Here is a 14966-nt window from a genome sequence, read left to right on the forward strand (position 1 = left end):
GTCCGGCGTCACACGACGAGGGCGAGCGCGATGCCGTCCCACCCCTTCGCGCCGACCGTCTGGAGCGCCGTCGCGTCGAACCGGGGGTCCTCCCCCAGCATCCGAAGCCCGTCGCGCGTGCCGTTCACCTTCGAGTCCGTCGAGTCGTCGCGCACGATCTCCCCTTCGCGACCGATGTTGTCGAGCACGATCAGCGTTCCAGGGTGGCCGAGCTTCGCGGCCCAGTCGAGGTAGACGGTGTTGGACTCCTTGTCGGCGTCGATGAAGACCAGATCGAAGCCGCCCACCAGGGTGGGCAGCACATCGGCGCCGCGTCCGACACGGATGTCGACGCGCTCGCCGACGCCTGCGGCGTCGATGCTCGCGCGGGCGACCGCGGCGTTGGCGGCTTCGGCCTCGATCGTCACGACCCGCCCCTCGTCGCCGACGGCACGCGCCATCCAGATCGTCGAGTATCCGCCGAGCGTCCCGATCTCGAGCACGCGGCGCGCTCCGCTGATGCGGATCAGGAGGTCGAGGAGCTTGCCGGCGACGGGCGCCACCTCGATCTCCGGCATGTCGGCGTCGCGCTGTGCAGCGAGTGCTGCCTCGAGGGCCGCGTCGGACCCGACGAGCGTGTCGACGAGGAAGGAGTCGGTCTGCGACCAGGCTGCGGGGGTGGATTCCATCCCCTCAGCCAACCGTCGGCCCGGGAGCGCGTCAAGAGCGCGGTGCGGAGAGCAGCCGTCCCGGTGCGTCGGCGAGTTCGGGCTGCTGTCGGAACTGCCCGGTGAGCGTGAGCACGACGACGACCACGGCGATGACGATCCACGCGGACACCCCGAGCGGACCGGCAAGGGCGAGATCGGGCTGCGTCGCAGCGAAGATCAGGATCATTCCGGCGGCGGCGTTCAGTGAACCGTGAGCGATCACCGCCGGCCAGACGGATGCCGAGCGAAGCCGCAGCCAGCCGAGCAGGATGCCCCAGACGACGCATCCGCCGATCATGAACAGGACGCCGGTGATGTCGGTGCGACCGAAGTTGTAGCCCAGCAGGATGACCGGACTGTGCCAGAAGCCCCAGATCGCACCGCTGAGGATCAGCGCAGGCCAGGTGCCGAGGGGTCGCAGAGCCGGAAGCAGCCAGCCGCGCCATCCGAGCTCCTCCCCGAATGCGGGGAGCGCGTTGATGAGCGCGGCCGCCGGGATCAGCGCGAGCTGCGCGAACACGACGACCCCGACCGGGGGCATCGGGGCACCGGCAGGCAGAGCTGCCTCGATCTGCGCGGCGAACGCCGCGAAGGTGAGATCGAGCCGCACGAATCCGAGCCCGGCCGCCACGACGATGCTGAGCACGACAAGCAGCGGCGGCGCGAGCCAGGCCGCGACCATGAGCCATACGACGCGCTTGGCGGGTCGCAGCGGCCACAGGCCGAGGAAGCGCGCACGCTCTCCTCGCGCGGGGACCCGCAGGACGAACACGACGAGGAGCGTGGCGGCGGCGGGGGCGAGCATCATCACGGGGAGCAGCAGGCCGGCGATCGGCTCGGCGAGACCGTCGCCCAGCCAGAGCGGCAGGGCCACGAGCCATGCGAGACCGCAGGCGGCGACGGTGAAGACGACGACGGCCGACCAGGGCACGTGACGCGGAGAGTGGTGGGTGTCGGTCATGAGGTCGCCCTTCCGTGGTCGACGTAGGTCTGCAACAGCGCGGCCGCTTCGGCTGCGCCGTCGATGGTGACGATGAACGGTCGCTTGTCGCGCCGGGTGATCTCGACAGCCGATCCTCGTCGCATGACGATTCCCGTCCGTCCGTCGACGGCGATCCGCCAGCCCCAGCCGCCGAAGTCGCCGAACGGCGAGATGTCGACGGCGCGCGCCGATTCGATCTCGTCGAGCGGGATCGTCACGCGCGGCCACCCCAGCAGTGCGCGCGCGGCGAACCCGTCCGGCGTCACGCGCACTCGGAAGACGGCGGTCGCGGCCAGCGCGACGGCGACGACGATCACCACGGCAGCGACGACCCACCCGCCCTCGACACCGGTGCCGAGCATGAAGGCGGCGAGCGCGACGAGTCCGACCAGGAGAAGGAGCAGCGCGGCGACCGCCGCCCGCGGCATCGAGGTCGTCGCCAGCCAGACGACCCGCTCCCCCTCGGCGACGTGCACCGTGTGCCGTGGTTCCAGCGTTCGGGCGGGTTCGGGGTGCACCCGGGGCTGCACGGCCCACGCGGCAGCACCGACGATCAGGAGCGCGGCGAAGGAGAGACCGATCACGCCGCCGATCCCCGGCACGTCGGTTGGGGCGGCGGACGGATCGACGAGATCGCGCTGGATCGCGAGCGAGCCGAGAGTCATCGTCATCGCGAGCGCGGCGAGTCCCGCGCCCAGCGCGCCCATCAACCGCGGAGCGCCGCCCCAGTGGGCGCCGACCGCGACGAGTGTCGTGACCGCCATGAGGGCGGGAAGGCCGATGCCCACGCCGAGCAGGATCCAGAGGTAGCCGCTCGCGGGTCCGAACGCATCCGCGCCGGAGGGACCCCAGTGGGTGGCGACCTGGTCGGGCAGCGAGGGCGACCAGACGAGGAGCGTGATGACGCCGACCGTCGCGAACACCACCGGTGCGACCACCGCGACGAGGAAGAAGGTGAGGCGCGCGCGGCGCAGAAGCGGCGGCGGCGTGCGGGTCAGGTCGTGAGTGGTCATGCTGACTCCTCTGCGTGTCTCGCGGCGGTGTTCGTGTCGGGTCGGGCATCGCGGTGCGTGCGCACGATGCCGGCGAGTGTCTCGGCGGAGACGCCGAGTGCGCCGGCGCGGTGCACCAGCGCGTCGATCTCCTGCGCGAGTTCGGCGAGGGGAGCTGCGGATGCGGCGATCACCGCTCCCCTGCCGCGTCGGAGGTCGACGAGCCCCTCGTCGCGCAGCCGCTGGTAGGCGTGCAGGACGGTGTGCTGATTGATCTCGAGCGCTTCGGCGACATCCCGGGCGGCGGGAAGCCGGTCGCCCGGCACCAGCGTGCCGGCCAGGATGTCGGAGCGGACGGATGCTGCCACCTGGTCGAACAGCGGCCGCGGACTCTCGGTATCGACTCTGATGAGCATCCGGACCCCCTCTGGCGAATCTCTAGTTGTTCTATCCCAACTATAACAACTTATCACCACTCTGTGGCCACCATCCGTCCACCCACCCGTGCGACGATGTCGCCATGCCTCTCGCCCGCCGACTGACCCTCGCCGATGCCGTGGCGATCGGACTCGGCTCGATGATCGGCGCCGGCGTCTTCGCCGTGTGGGCGCCCGCGATCGGGGTCGCCGGAAGCGGGATCCTCATCGCGCTCGCGATCGCCGCCGTCGTGGCGTACTGCAACGCCACTGCTTCGGCGCAGCTCGCGGCCGCCCATCCCGTCGCCGGCGGCACCTACGCCTACGCCCGCGCCGAGATCGGGCCGTGGTGGGGGTTCATCGCCGGCTGGAGCTTCGTGATCGGCAAGATCGCCAGCTGTGCGGCCATGGCAATGACCTTCGCGGCCTACGCGGCGCCGGCGGGGTGGCAGGTGCCGGTGGCGGTGGTCGCGGTGGCCGCCCTCGCCGCGGTCAACTGCTTCGGCGTGACGCGAACCGCGCTCCTGACCCGGATCCTCGTGGTCTGCTCACTGCTGGGGCTGGCCGTGGTCGTCGCGGCGGGGCTCGGATCGGCATCCTCGTCATCGCCGGCGCCGCTGCCCGCCGCCACCGCGTACGGCGTCCTCCAGGGCGCGGGGCTGCTGTTCTTCGCCTTCGCCGGCTACGCGCGGATCGCCACCATGGGTGAAGAGGTCGTCGATCCCGCGCGGACCATCCCGCGCGCGATCGTGCTCGCCCTCGGCGGCGCCATCGTCGTCTACGCGCTCGTCGGCGTCTCGGTGGTGCTCGTGCTCGGCGCCGACGTGATCGGCTCACCGGCGCCCCTCGCCGACCTGCTCGTCACCGCCGGGTGGCCGGCGCTCGAGCCCGTCGTCCGGGTCGCCGCCGCCGCGGCATCCCTCGGCGCACTGCTCGCACTGCTGACAGGAATCGGCCGCACGACGCTTGCGATGGCCAGGGAGAGCGACGTCCCGCGATTCCTCGCGAAGATCGACGCGCGCCATCAGGTTCCCCAGCGCGCCGAGATCGCGGTGGGGGTCGTCGTCATCGCGATCGTGCTCGTCGCCGATCTCCGCGACGCGATCGGCTTCTCGTCCTTCGGCGTGCTGCTGTACTACCTGATCGCCAATGCGGCGGCATTCCGGCAGTCAGGATCTGCGCGTCGCTATCCGCGCGCGCTGCAGGTGGTCGGGGCGCTCGGCTGCCTGGTGCTCGTGAACAGCCTGCCCGTCGTCGCGTCACTCGTCGGGACGGGCGTCGTCGCGCTCGGCGTCGGATACCGGATGCTGCGCCTGCGCCTCGCGCGCGGCTGACCCGTCTGCTGATCCACCCTCCGCGGATTCCGCCGCGGATTCCGCCGCAGACTCGGCGCGATAGCTCCGCGGCGCGACACCGAGCACAGCCTGGAAGTCGCGCGTCAGATGCGCGTGGTCGGAGTAGCCGAGTTCGGCAGCGATCGTCGAGAGATCTGCGGTGGGCTCCTCCCGCACGAGCTGGGCGGCCTCCTGCAGGCGACGACGACGGATCATCGCGGCGGGCGAAAGTCCGATGTGACGGTGCGTCATCCGCTGCAGTGTGCGCAGCGACACGGCGAGGCGGATCGCGGCCTCTTCCGGGGTGAGGACGGCCCCCTCCCCCATGAGCGCGTCGAACAACCCGTTGGCCTGCAGCGCCGCGTCGTCCGGTCGGCCGACCCTCGCGCGCAGCCAGCCCGAGAATGAGGCGACCGCGCGTTCCCGGTGCCCGTCGCCGGATGCCATGTCCGCCGTGACGGCAGCGAGGAGCTCGGGCGCATCGATCGGGGTCTCGGCATCGATCAGCGCGGCCGGCTCCTCGACGAGCGCGGCCACCGCGGCAGGGCGCAGCAGTGCCCCCACCGCCCAGCCCCGTCCGCGCAGGTCGCGGTGGGACGCGCGGGTCGTCGCCCCGGCCAGCGACACGCCCTCCGGCTCGACGACCAGATTGAGCGCCGGATACGACACGATCTCCTGCCGGGAGGAGCGCCCCGGCTCGATGTCCCACTCGGGGATCCAGAACCAGGCGACGAGGTCCGCCACCTCGGCGGGCGCCAGCAGCCGATGGAACTCGGGCAATCGTGCCGGATACAGGATGCCGCGGGTCGGATTCACCATGGGCTCAGCGTAGGGTCCGGCCCCGACACCGAGGGATCCGAACCTGTCGCGGATCTTCAAGCCGGCGGCATCCGTCCCGACCTACCGTGAGGGCATGACTGACGAGACCCCCACCACAGGTTTGACCGGCACTTACACGACCGACGGACGCCCGAACAGCGCGACCTCGCTCACCCCGTTCCTGGCGATCCCCGGCGCGAAGCAGGCGATCGAGTTCTACCGCGACGTGTTCGGTGCGCGGGTCGTCGACGTCACCGAGTTCGGCGGCGTCGTCGCGCACGCCGACCTCGACTTCGGGCTCGGCCTCCTCCAGCTCGGCGAGCCGAGCCCCGACTACCACCTCGTCCCCTCCCCCGCCGGGGACGACGACTGCTATTCGATGGGGCTCTACGTCTCGGACGTCGACGCCGTGGTCGAGAAGGCCGTCGCCGCTGGAGCCACCGTGCGCGAAGCACCGGCGCCCTTCGTGTCGGGCGACCGGTTCGCCAGCATCCGCGATCCGTTCGGGGTGCGCTGGTCGGTGATGACCCGCGTCGAGGATATCTCCGACGAGGAGAGCAGCCGCCGTGTCGCCGAGTGGGCGGAGGCGTTCAGCTCTGCCCCGGCCGACGACGCGAGCTGACCGCCGCCTCGGCTGCCCGGCACACGGCCGGAAGCAGGGCCTCGGCGGTGCGCCGGTAGCCGAGGGCGCTCGGATGGAAGCGGTCGAGGCTGAACATCGCCTCCGGTTCATCGAAGAACATCGGCCCGACCGCGCGTCGCAGATCGACGGGCTCCGCTCCCGCGTGGCGCGCGGTCTCGGCCTGGATGTCGGCGAGGCGGCGCGACATGCCCGACGCGAGTCGGCGCAACGGCTGCGGCACGGGTCGGAGCGCGCCGAGGTCGGGGCAGGTGCCGACGACGACTTCGACCCCTCGCTGACGCAGGCGTCGGATCGTCTCGTGCAGGTGCTGGGCGGAGAGCGACACGGGCAGCCGATGGGTGACGTCGTTGCCCCCGACCACGATCACGGCGACGTGCGGGCGGTAGTTCTCCGGCAGAGCGTCGAGCTGCGCGGGGAGGTCGGGCGATTCGGAGCCGACGACGGCCCCGGTGTGCAGACGCACCGGCCGCCGGATCCGTCGGGCCGTGCCCTTCGCGAGACGCCCGCCGAGGGTGTCCTTGCGCCGCTCGGCACCGAGCCCCGCGGCGATCGAGTCGCCGAGGACGAGAAGGTCGAGCGGCTCGCCGTCGAGAGCTCGTCGCCAGACGCGATCCGCGTCGAGGGAGTCCTCGCCGAGCGGCTTGCCGATCCGTTCTCTCGCGATCGCGGCCTGTCGGGTGAGGACCAGACGGAGGCCGACGAGCGCGGTCGCCGAGACGAGGCCGGCGGCGAGACCCCCGACGGCGAGGACACGGAAGCGGCTCACACCGTGATTCGACAGGACCGCCGTGAACGGGGCGTGAACGCGCTCCGCCGGTCGCGGCTCAGGCCAGCGGCTTGAGCTCCAGCTCGCCCGCGCCCGCCGAGACCGTCGCGAACGACGTGTAGCCGTCGGCGGCGGAACGCTCGAGCAGCGCCTTGAGGTTCTTGGTGCGACGCTCCAGCCGCACCCGGGCTCCCCCGGCGATGAGCCGCGCCTTGTGCGCGACGAGCTCGGCGACCGGCACATCGGCGTCGTGGACGAGCACGACCGCCTGCGCCGCGGCGTCCGCGTCGAGCGAGAGCAGGTCGACGAGACGCTCGAATCCGAGCGAGAACCCGACGGCGGGCACCTGCTGACCGAGGAAGCGTCCGATCATGCCGTCGTAGCGCCCGCCGCCGCCGAGCGAGTAGTCGACGGAGGGGTGCGCGAGTTCGAAGATCGTGCCGGTGTAGTAGCCCATCCCGCGTACCAGGAACGGGTCGAAGACGAGCGGGATCTCGGACTCGGGCTCCGTCGGAGAGCCGGCCGACGGGCGTCCGGCGGCCACGGCTTCACCGATGCCGACCAGGTGCCCGACGATGTCGTCCGGAGCGCCGTCAGGCAGCGCCTTGCGGATCTGACGCTCGCCGAACGGGTGGTATTCCATCGTCTGCGGGCGCCGCAGAAACGCCTCGAAGGCGTCCACGGGCGCGGTGCTGCTCTCGGCCCGGATCGCACGCTCACGGAGTTCGGCCGCGACGCCCTCCGGGCCGATCTTGTCGAGCTTGTCGATCGTGATCAGCACGCCGGGGCGCTCCTCGGCGGTGAAGCCGAAGCTGTCCAGCATCCAGTCGAGCACGCGCCGATCGTTGATGCGCACGGTCGCGCCGTCCAGGCCGAGCGCATCGACCGCGTCGAGGGAGGCGACCATGAGCTCGGCCTCCGCACGCGACGAGTCGTCGCCGATGATGTCGATGTCGCACTGCACGAACTGTCGGTAGCGACCCTTCTGCGGACGCTCGGCCCGCCAGACCGGTCCGATCTGGATCGAGCGGAACACACCGGGAAGTTGTCCGCGATTGCTGGCGTAGAAGCGCGCGAGCGGCACGGTCAGGTCGTACCGCAGCCCGAGGTCGGAGAGCGCTGCCGGGTCGTCGGCGGCGGCCCGGATGCCGTCGGCGTCGAGCCCGCGGCGCAGCACGTTGTACGAGAGCTTCTCGTTGTCTCCGCCGATGCCCGCGTGCAGGCGGTCGTAATCCTCCACGACCGGGGTCTCGATCTCGTCGAATCCGTGCGCGAGATACCGGTCACGGATGACGGAGAGCACGCGCTCACGGCGGGTCTTGTCGGCGGGGAGGATGTCGCGCATGCCGCGCGGCGGGTTCACAGTGGCCACGGAACCATCTTCCCAGGTCGGCCGGAGGGTCCGCGCCTCGACGCCTCAGGAAGCGGCTTCCGCGGCGCGGACCTCGTCCTCCAGCATCCGCAGCCGTTCGCGCAGCGCTCGCTCGGCGTCCCAGCCCTCGGTACGCGCGGTCGCCACGAGTGCGAGGAGCGCGTCACCGAGCTCGGCCTCGGTCGTCGGCGCGGCCACGGGCTGGTGCGGAAGGTCCGCTCCGACCCCCGAGGCGCGGCCGACGAGCTTCTGCGCCAGGGCCAGTGCGGGCATCCCCCGCGGCACCCCGTCGAGCACGCTCGTGCGCGTGCGCTTCTCGGCCGCCTTCGCCGCGTTCCAGTGCACGAGCACCTGCTCGGGTGTCTCGGCGACCTCGCCCGCGAAGACGTGCGGATGCCGCCGCACCATCTTCTCGGTCAGCGTGCGCGCCACGTCGTCGATGTCGAAGGGGTCTTCCGGGTCCTGCGCGGCGATCGCGGCATGGAACAGCACCTGCCAGAGGAGGTCTCCCAGTTCCTCGCGCAGATCGTCGCGCGTGCCGCTCTCGACGGCGTCGATCACCTCGTGCGACTCCTCGATCAGATACGGCACGAGATCGCGGTGCGTGATGCGCTGCGACCACACGCAATGCTCGCGCACCTCGCGCATCGTCTCTGCCGCGGCGCGCAGCGGGTCGCTCGCTCCACCCTGCGGTTCGGTCTCAGCGCTCACGATTCTCCCGTCGGATCCGACCACGGCTCAGGACGACGCCGGTGCGACCCGACGGTACCAGCGGGCACGCAACGATACGATGATGCCGGAGAGCACGAGGGCGATCAGCGAGCCGACGAGCACTCCGAGGATGGCCTGGTCGCGGATGCTGCCATCAGCGGCGAAGGCGAGGTTGGCGAGCAGCAGGGATACCGTGAAGCCGATGCCGCCCAGCGCACCGGCGGCGACGATGTCCGCGAACGGCAGCGCCGGAGGCACCCCCTTCGGACGGATGCGCATGGCGATCCAGCCGAACAGGGAGATGCCCACGATCTTGCCGACCGGGAGTGCGACCACGATCGCCCAGAAGGCCGGCGACAGCTGCGTCGGCGAGAGGGCGGGGATCACCACGAAGGCCGCGACGAACGCGAAGATCGGCAGGATCGCGCCGTTGACGGTCGGCTCGAGCGCGTGGCGGGTGCGTCCGGCGGGCACCGGCGACATGACCAGGCCGAGCAGCACGCCGGCGATCGTGGCGTGGATGCCGGATGCCGCGACCAGGCCCCAGGTGATCACCGCGACGATGACCATGGCCACGCCGATCGCCGCATGCCCCTTCTCGTGCAGCAGTCGGCTGAGGAGCCAGAAGGCCACGACGCCGACGATCGCGAGACCGAACAGCAACCACTGCACGTCGTGGGCGAAGAGCACGGCGATGAAGATGATGCCGATGATGTCGTCGAGGATCGCCAGCGCCAGCAGGAAGACGCGAACGGTCGAGGGAAGTCCGCGGCCGAACATGGCCAGCACTCCCAGCGCGAACGCGATGTCGGTCGCCGTCGGAATGGGCCATCCCAGCGCGGTGTCGCCGCTGCCGGCGATCAGCAGGTACACCGCGATCGGCACCAGTACGCCCCCGGCGGCCGCGATCGCCGGTTGCACGGCCTTGCGCGGAGAGTCGAGCTCACCGTGGGTCAGCTCGTGCCGCAACTCGATCGCCACCACGAGGAAGAACACGGCGAGCAGGCCATCCGACACCCAGTGCGCGACGGAGAGATCGAGCCCGGTCCCTGGCACCGCGATGTGGAAGTCGAGCACCGCGGCGAGCGCATCGTGCGTCGGCAGGTTCGCCAGCAGCAGCCCGAGACCCGCGGCGACGAGCAGGAGGACGGCGGGGAACTGCTGCCCGCGGAGGGGGTTCGCTGAGATGCGCATCCCCTCCATGGTAGGTCGCCCCTCTCGGGTGTCGTCGGGCGTCATGCGTTCAGAGCACCCCGACCGACGGCGATACTCTCGTGTGGTGACCCCCGCACACGATTTTCCCGAGCCCACGAACACCGAGGCCATCCGCGTGATCGGCCGCTTCGAAGCCGGCCGCGGCATCCCGGATGCGATGAGATCCGATGTCAGGATGCTCGGCATGCTCCTCGGCCAGGTGCTGCGCGAGGCCGGAGGCGACGAGCTGTTCGACGACGTCGAGCGGCTGCGGCTCGCGACGATCCAGGCCTACGACGAGGAGACTCCCGGCGCGTTCGACCGTGCGGCCGCGATCGCCGAATCGTTCACCGTCGCCCGCGCCGACGAGGTCGCTCGGGCGTTCACGTGCTACTTCCACCTGGTGAACCTGGCCGAGGAGCATCAGCGCGTGCGCGTGCTGCGCGAACGCGCCGGGCAGCCCGTGCCGTCATCGGATTCGGCGACCGCTGGGCGTACCGCCGACACCGTCGCCACGGCCTACGCGCAGCTGCGCAGCGAGGTCGGCGACGACGAGGCCCGCCGCCGCCTGGCGGGGTTGCGCTTCCACCCGGTCTTCACCGCGCACCCGACCGAGGCGCGCCGTCGCGCCGTGTCTTCGAGCATCCGCCGTCTTTCCGAGCTCCTCACGCAGCACGATGCCGCGAGCGAGGGCGGCTCCGAACAGCACCGTGCCCACCGCCGGATGCTGGAGGAGATCGAGACGCTCTGGCGCACCGCGCCCCTGCGCTCGCAGAAGCCGTCGCCCACCGACGAGGTGCGCACGGTCATGGGCGTCTTCGACGAGACGCTGTTCACGACGGTGCCGCACGTGTATCGCCGCATCGACGACGCGCTGCGCGGCGAGGACTCGGGCTCCAGCGCCCCGATCGTGCCGGCGTTCGTGCGGATCGGATCCTGGGTGGGCGGCGACCGCGACGGCAACCCCTTCGTCACGGCATCCGTCACGCGCGAGGCGTCGCAGATCGCCGCCGACCACGTGCTGCGCGGCCTGGAGCGGGCGCTCGACCGCATCGGCCGCACCCTCACCCTCGCCGCCGACGACACCCCGCCGAGCGCGGCCGTCACCGCGCTCTGGGAGCAGTTCGCCGCCGCCGAGCCCGAGGTCGCCGCAGAACTCGCCACGCGCTCGCCCGACGAGCCGCACCGGCGCGTGCTGCTGATCCTCGCCCGTCGCGTCGCAGCGACCCGTCGCGGCGACGGCGGGCAGCCGTATTCGCGACCCGAGGAACTGCTCGCCGACCTGCGCGCGGTGCAGTCGTCGCTGGCGGATGCCGGCGCCAAGCGCCACGCCTACGGCGGGGTGCAGCACCTGATCTGGCAGGTCGAGACCTACGGCTTCCACCTCACCGAGCTCGAGGTCCGTCAGCACTCCCAGGTGCACAGGAAGGCGCTCGCCGAGCTCGAGTCCGGCGAGGCCGTCAGCGCGCAGACCGAAGAGGTCCTCGAGGTCTTCCGCGTGATCGCCGAGATCCAGCGCGATCGCGGCCTCCGCGCAGCCGGTCGGTACGTGGTGTCGTTCACGCAGGCGGCATCCGATCTGGCCAACGTGCACCGCCTCGCCCGGCACGCCCTGGGTGACGACGCCCCCCCGGTGCTCGACGTCGTGCCGCTGTTCGAGACCTTCGCCGACCTGCAGGCCGCGCCGGAGATCCTCGCCGAGGCCGTGACCTTCCCGGAGTTCCGGGAGCGCATGGCTGCCACCGGCAACCGGCTCGAGGTCATGCTCGGCTATTCGGACTCGTCGAAGGACGTGGGACCCGTCGCCGCGAACCTCGCCCTGTACGAGGCGCAGGAGAAGATCGCCCGCTGGGCGCAGGAGTCCGACATCGAGCTGACCCTGTTCCACGGCCGTGGCGGCGCGCTCGGTCGGGGTGGAGGGCCGGCGAACTCCGCGATCCTCGCCCAGCCTCCGCATTCGGTCGACGGCCGGTTCAAGCTCACCGAACAGGGCGAGGTCATCTTCGCCCGTTACGGCGAGCCGGCCATCGCGATGCGGCACATCGACCAGGTCGCGGCTGCGACCCTCCTCGCCTCCTCCCCGACGGAGGAGCAGCGCACCAGCAGCGCAGCGGCCCGCTACGCCGAGGTCGCCGCGATCATGGACAGGACGTCGCGCGAGCGGTTCTTCTCACTCGTGAAGGCCGAGGGCTTCGCCTCCTGGTTCGCGACAGTGACGCCCATGGAGGAGATCGGCCTGCTCGCCCTCGGTTCCCGACCCGCGCGTCGCGGCCTCTCGGTCGAGTCGCTCGAAGACCTCCGCGCGATCCCGTGGGTCTTCGCGTGGACGCAGGCGCGCATCAACCTCGCCGGCTGGTTCGGGCTCGGCACGGCGCTGGAGGCCGTCGGCGACGCCGAGCTCCTCACCGAGGCGTACCGCGAATGGCCGCTGCTGCGCACCATGATCGACAACGTCGCGATGAGCCTGGCGAAGACCGACGAGCGCATCGCCCGCCAGTACCTTGCCCTCGGCGACCGCGACGACCTCGCGGCCCTCGTACTCGACGAGCTGGCGCTCACCCGAGGGTGGGTCATCCGGCTCACCGGTGGCAAAGGACTGCTCGAGAACAAGCCCGTGCTGCAGCGAGCCGTGCAGTTGCGCAGCCCCTACGTCGACGCGCTGTCGCTGCTGCAGCTGCGCGCACTGCGGGCGCTGCGCTCGGCACCGGAGGAAGCCGGCGGGTCCGGGGCAGACGCGGAACAGCAGCGGCTGCTCCTACTCTCGGTCAGCGGCGTCGCGGCGGGTCTGCAGAACACGGGGTGACGCGGGGTGCCGAGGGCGCGGAGATCGTCGCATCCGCGGCACCGATAGAGTGAAATATCGGTCGGATCCGGCCACGACACTCCCCCGCCTCACGCGACACGATCGCCTGCGCCCGTCCCGACCAGAAAGCTCTTTTGCGTGACCGCTACGTCTGCCGCTGACTTCCACCCGCTCGCCGCCGCCGTGCAGCCCGTCTTCGACACGGTGCTGTCCCGCAGCCCGTATGAGCCGGAGTTCCACCAGGCCGTGCACGAGGTGCTGAACTCCATCGCGCCGGTGCTCGAGAGGCATCCGGAGTACGTCGACGGCGGCATCCTGGAACGTCTGGTCGAACCGGAGCGGCAGATCCTGTTCCGCGTGCCGTGGGTCGACGACGCCGGAAAGCTGCAGGTCAACCGCGGCTACCGCATCCAGTTCTCGTCGGTGCTCGGCCCGTACAAGGGCGGCCTGCGCTTCCACCCCTCGGTCAACCTGTCGATCATCAAGTTCCTCGGGTTCGAGCAGATCTTCAAGAACGCGCTCACCGGTCAGGGCATCGGCGGCGGCAAGGGCGGATCGGACTTCGATCCGCACGGCCGGTCCGACGCCGAGGTCATGCGCTTCTGCCAGTCGTTCATGAACGAGCTGTACCGCCACCTGGGTGAGCACACTGACGTCCCCGCCGGCGACATCGGCGTCGGCGGCCGCGAGATCGGCTACCTCTTCGGCCAGTACCGCAAGGTCACGAACCGCCACGAGTCGGGCATGTTCACCGGCAAGGGAACCGGCTGGGGCGGCGCAGAGGTGCGCACCGAGGCCACCGGCTACGGCGCGGTGTTCTTCGCGCAGGAGATGCTCGCCGTGCACGGCGACTCCCTCGCCGGCAAGCGCGTCGGCATCTCGGGTTCGGGCAACGTCGCGATCTACGCGATCCAGAAGGCCACCCAGCTCGGCGCCACCGCGGTGACGGCATCCGACTCCTCCGGCTACGTCGTCGACGACGCCGGCATCGATCTCGACCTGCTCCGCCAGCTCAAGGAGGTCGAGCGCGCCCGCATCGTCGAGTACGCGAACCGCCGTCCGAGCGCCCGTTTCGTCGAAGGCGGCAGCGTGTGGGAGGTGCCCGTCGACATCGCGGTACCGTCCGCCACCCAGAACGAGGTCAGCCAGGCCGATGCCGAGGCGCTGATCGCCCACGGCGTGCGCGCTGTGTCGGAGGGTGCGAACATGCCCTGCGAGCCCGGAGCGGTCGACGCCTTCCAGGCCGCCGGGGTGCTGTTCGCCCCGGGCAAGGCCGCGAACGCCGGTGGCGTCGCCACCTCCGCCCTGGAGATGAGTCAGAACGCCTCGCGCCAGCGCTGGACCTTCGGCGACAGCGAGAACAAGCTGCGCGAGATCATGGGCGACATCCACAGCGCCGCGTTCGATGCCGCCGAGCGGCACGGGGTCGGCGGCGACTACGTGGCGGGTGCGAACATCGCCGGGTTCGAGCGCGTGGCTGCGGCGATGCTCGCGCAGGGTGTGATCTGAGGCGGATGCCGCGCGGCACGCTTCTTCGCAGATCGGCGCGAAGTTCGCAGATATCCCGGGATTCTCTGCGAAGTTCGTATCGTTCTGCGAAGTTCGAGCCGGAAGCGGATGCCGCTACCGGGTGACCTCGCGATCGTGCGCGTGCCGCGCGAGGGAGCGGCCGTAGCGCTCGGTGAGCTGCACCATCAGGTCGGGGGTGTCGCGGTCGACGCCGAACACGTGACCGGGGAAGTCGAGTTCGGGCTGCGCGGCCGTGATCTCGGCCTCCCGATCCGGTGAAAGCAGCTGCACGGGGTCGCCGACGGCCACCCAGCCGATCGGCACCACGGTCCCCGCGGGAAGTACGGCGCGGCGGTGCACGATCGCGTTCACCCGCACCTCGCAGCGGTCGCCGACCAGTGCGCCGTTGAAGATGCGGGCGCCCGAAGCGAAGAACACCTCTTCCCCCACGGTCGCCCCGGCGATGCTCGCGAGCGTGCCGATCAGCGTGTGCGCCCCGATGTGCACCGCGTTGGCGGCCGTCGCCCGGATGAGTGCGTTCTCCATCACGATCACGTTCTCGCCGAGGGTGATCGGGCCGCCCTCCGCGGTGATCACGGCGCCGTGCAGCACCTGGCAGTCGGGACCGATCTCCACGTCGCCGGAGATCACGGCGGTGGGAGCGATGACGGCGGTGTCATGGATCCGGGGCCGAGCCCCGAGGTGCTCGTACAACATGCGGCCAGACTAGTCCCGA

At 71.1% G+C, this 14966-nt stretch carries 14 protein-coding genes; 4 read left to right on the forward strand and 10 right to left on the reverse strand.

The annotated features are described in order from the left end of the window. Positions 1-8: 8 nt before the first annotated feature. Genes QFZ21_RS05555 through QFZ21_RS05570 form a run of 4 tightly spaced genes read right to left on the reverse strand, consistent with a single transcriptional unit; the run spans position 9 to position 3079 of the window. Positions 9-668 carry an O-methyltransferase gene (locus QFZ21_RS05555; RefSeq protein ID WP_307375250.1) on the reverse strand — a complete coding sequence of 220 codons (660 nt, stop codon included), beginning with the start codon at positions 666-668 and terminating at the stop codon, positions 9-11. 31 nt (positions 669-699) lie between these two features. After that, complete coding sequence (locus QFZ21_RS05560) at positions 700-1650, reverse strand: CPBP family intramembrane glutamic endopeptidase (protein WP_307375252.1); 951 nt, start codon at positions 1648-1650, stop codon at positions 700-702. Further along, a complete protein-coding gene (locus QFZ21_RS05565) occupies positions 1647-2684 on the reverse strand; it encodes a DUF1648 domain-containing protein (RefSeq protein ID WP_307375254.1) in 1038 nt (345 codons plus the stop codon). The genes QFZ21_RS05560 and QFZ21_RS05565 overlap by 4 nt, the downstream gene beginning before the upstream one ends. Further along, positions 2681-3079 carry a GntR family transcriptional regulator gene (locus QFZ21_RS05570; RefSeq protein ID WP_307375256.1) on the reverse strand — a complete coding sequence of 133 codons (399 nt, stop codon included), beginning with the start codon at positions 3077-3079 and terminating at the stop codon, positions 2681-2683. The genes QFZ21_RS05565 and QFZ21_RS05570 overlap by 4 nt, the downstream gene beginning before the upstream one ends. Before the next feature lie 104 nt (positions 3080-3183). Between QFZ21_RS05570 and QFZ21_RS05575 the strand changes: the two genes are divergently transcribed. Then, positions 3184-4413, forward strand: a complete 1230-nt coding sequence (locus QFZ21_RS05575) for an APC family permease (RefSeq protein ID WP_307375258.1) — start codon at positions 3184-3186, stop codon at positions 4411-4413. On the opposite strand, the gene QFZ21_RS05580 is transcribed toward QFZ21_RS05575, so the two are convergent. After that, positions 4339-5232, reverse strand: coding sequence for a helix-turn-helix domain-containing protein (locus QFZ21_RS05580; protein WP_307375261.1), 894 nt, complete (start codon positions 5230-5232; stop codon positions 4339-4341). The genes QFZ21_RS05575 and QFZ21_RS05580 overlap by 75 nt on opposite strands. Positions 5233-5326: 94 nt before the next feature. Between QFZ21_RS05580 and QFZ21_RS05585 the strand changes: the two genes are divergently transcribed. Then, entirely contained in the window at positions 5327-5854 is a 528-nt protein-coding gene (locus tag QFZ21_RS05585) for a glyoxalase/bleomycin resistance/extradiol dioxygenase family protein (protein ID WP_307375264.1), read from the forward strand. Here the strand turns inward: QFZ21_RS05585 and QFZ21_RS05590 are convergent. The 4 genes from QFZ21_RS05590 to QFZ21_RS05605 all read right to left on the reverse strand — a co-directional run bounded on the left by QFZ21_RS05590 (position 5823) and on the right by QFZ21_RS05605 (position 9918). Next, positions 5823-6641, reverse strand: coding sequence for an SGNH/GDSL hydrolase family protein (locus QFZ21_RS05590; RefSeq protein ID WP_373425999.1), 819 nt, complete (start codon positions 6639-6641; stop codon positions 5823-5825). The genes QFZ21_RS05585 and QFZ21_RS05590 overlap by 32 nt on opposite strands. A 58-nt stretch (positions 6642-6699) precedes the next feature. Continuing rightward, positions 6700-7986: a HisS family protein gene (locus tag QFZ21_RS05595; RefSeq protein WP_307381234.1), complete on the reverse strand. Its 1287-nt coding sequence runs from the start codon at positions 7984-7986 to the stop codon at positions 6700-6702. Positions 7987-8058: 72 nt separating this feature from the next. Then, complete coding sequence (locus tag QFZ21_RS05600) at positions 8059-8661, reverse strand: MazG family protein (protein WP_307381236.1); 603 nt, start codon at positions 8659-8661, stop codon at positions 8059-8061. Positions 8662-8751: 90 nt separating this feature from the next. Then, positions 8752-9918 (reverse strand): Na+/H+ antiporter NhaA, encoded by a 1167-nt coding sequence (locus tag QFZ21_RS05605; RefSeq protein ID WP_307375265.1) that lies wholly within the window; start codon positions 9916-9918, stop codon positions 8752-8754. Between the two features lie 85 nt (positions 9919-10003). On the opposite strand from QFZ21_RS05605, the gene QFZ21_RS05610 reads away from it, so the two are divergent. After that, positions 10004-12721 (forward strand): phosphoenolpyruvate carboxylase, encoded by a 2718-nt coding sequence (locus QFZ21_RS05610; RefSeq protein WP_307375268.1) that lies wholly within the window; start codon positions 10004-10006, stop codon positions 12719-12721. Between the two features lie 138 nt (positions 12722-12859). Further along, positions 12860-14230: an NADP-specific glutamate dehydrogenase gene (gdhA, locus tag QFZ21_RS05615; protein WP_307375271.1), complete on the forward strand. Its 1371-nt coding sequence runs from the start codon at positions 12860-12862 to the stop codon at positions 14228-14230. A gap of 114 nt (positions 14231-14344) precedes the next feature. Here gdhA and QFZ21_RS05620 read toward each other — a convergent pair whose 3' ends face one another. Next, positions 14345-14947 (reverse strand): gamma carbonic anhydrase family protein, encoded by a 603-nt coding sequence (locus QFZ21_RS05620; RefSeq protein WP_307375274.1) that lies wholly within the window; start codon positions 14945-14947, stop codon positions 14345-14347. Positions 14948-14966: the final 19 nt, after the last annotated feature.

The sequence above is a fragment of the Microbacterium sp. W4I20 genome (genome assembly GCF_030816505.1).
Taxonomy (GTDB): Bacteria; Actinomycetota; Actinomycetes; order Actinomycetales; family Microbacteriaceae; genus Microbacterium.

Excerpts from the sequence above, each read along its gene's own strand:
- QFZ21_RS05600 (WP_307381236.1), bottom strand. The coding sequence starts at position 8,661 with ATGCGCGAGGTGCGCGAGCATTGCGTGTGGTCGCAGCGCATCACGCAC.
- QFZ21_RS05595 (WP_307381234.1), bottom strand. The coding sequence starts at position 7,986 with ATGCGCGACATCCTCCCCGCCGACAAGACCCGCCGTGAGCGCGTGCTC.
- QFZ21_RS05560 (WP_307375252.1), bottom strand. The coding sequence starts at position 1,650 with ATGACCGACACCCACCACTCTCCGCGTCACGTGCCCTGGTCGGCCGTC.
- QFZ21_RS05555 (WP_307375250.1), bottom strand. The coding sequence starts at position 668 with ATGGAATCCACCCCCGCAGCCTGGTCGCAGACCGACTCCTTCCTCGTC.
- QFZ21_RS05585 (WP_307375264.1), top strand. The coding sequence starts at position 5,327 with ATGACTGACGAGACCCCCACCACAGGTTTGACCGGCACTTACACGACC.
- QFZ21_RS05570 (WP_307375256.1), bottom strand. The coding sequence starts at position 3,079 with ATGCTCATCAGAGTCGATACCGAGAGTCCGCGGCCGCTGTTCGACCAG.
- QFZ21_RS05620 (WP_307375274.1), bottom strand. The coding sequence starts at position 14,947 with ATGTTGTACGAGCACCTCGGGGCTCGGCCCCGGATCCATGACACCGCC.
- QFZ21_RS05575 (WP_307375258.1), top strand. The coding sequence starts at position 3,184 with ATGCCTCTCGCCCGCCGACTGACCCTCGCCGATGCCGTGGCGATCGGA.
- QFZ21_RS05605 (WP_307375265.1), bottom strand. The coding sequence starts at position 9,918 with ATGCGCATCTCAGCGAACCCCCTCCGCGGGCAGCAGTTCCCCGCCGTC.
- QFZ21_RS05565 (WP_307375254.1), bottom strand. The coding sequence starts at position 2,684 with ATGACCACTCACGACCTGACCCGCACGCCGCCGCCGCTTCTGCGCCGC.
- QFZ21_RS05580 (WP_307375261.1), bottom strand. The coding sequence starts at position 5,232 with ATGGTGAATCCGACCCGCGGCATCCTGTATCCGGCACGATTGCCCGAG.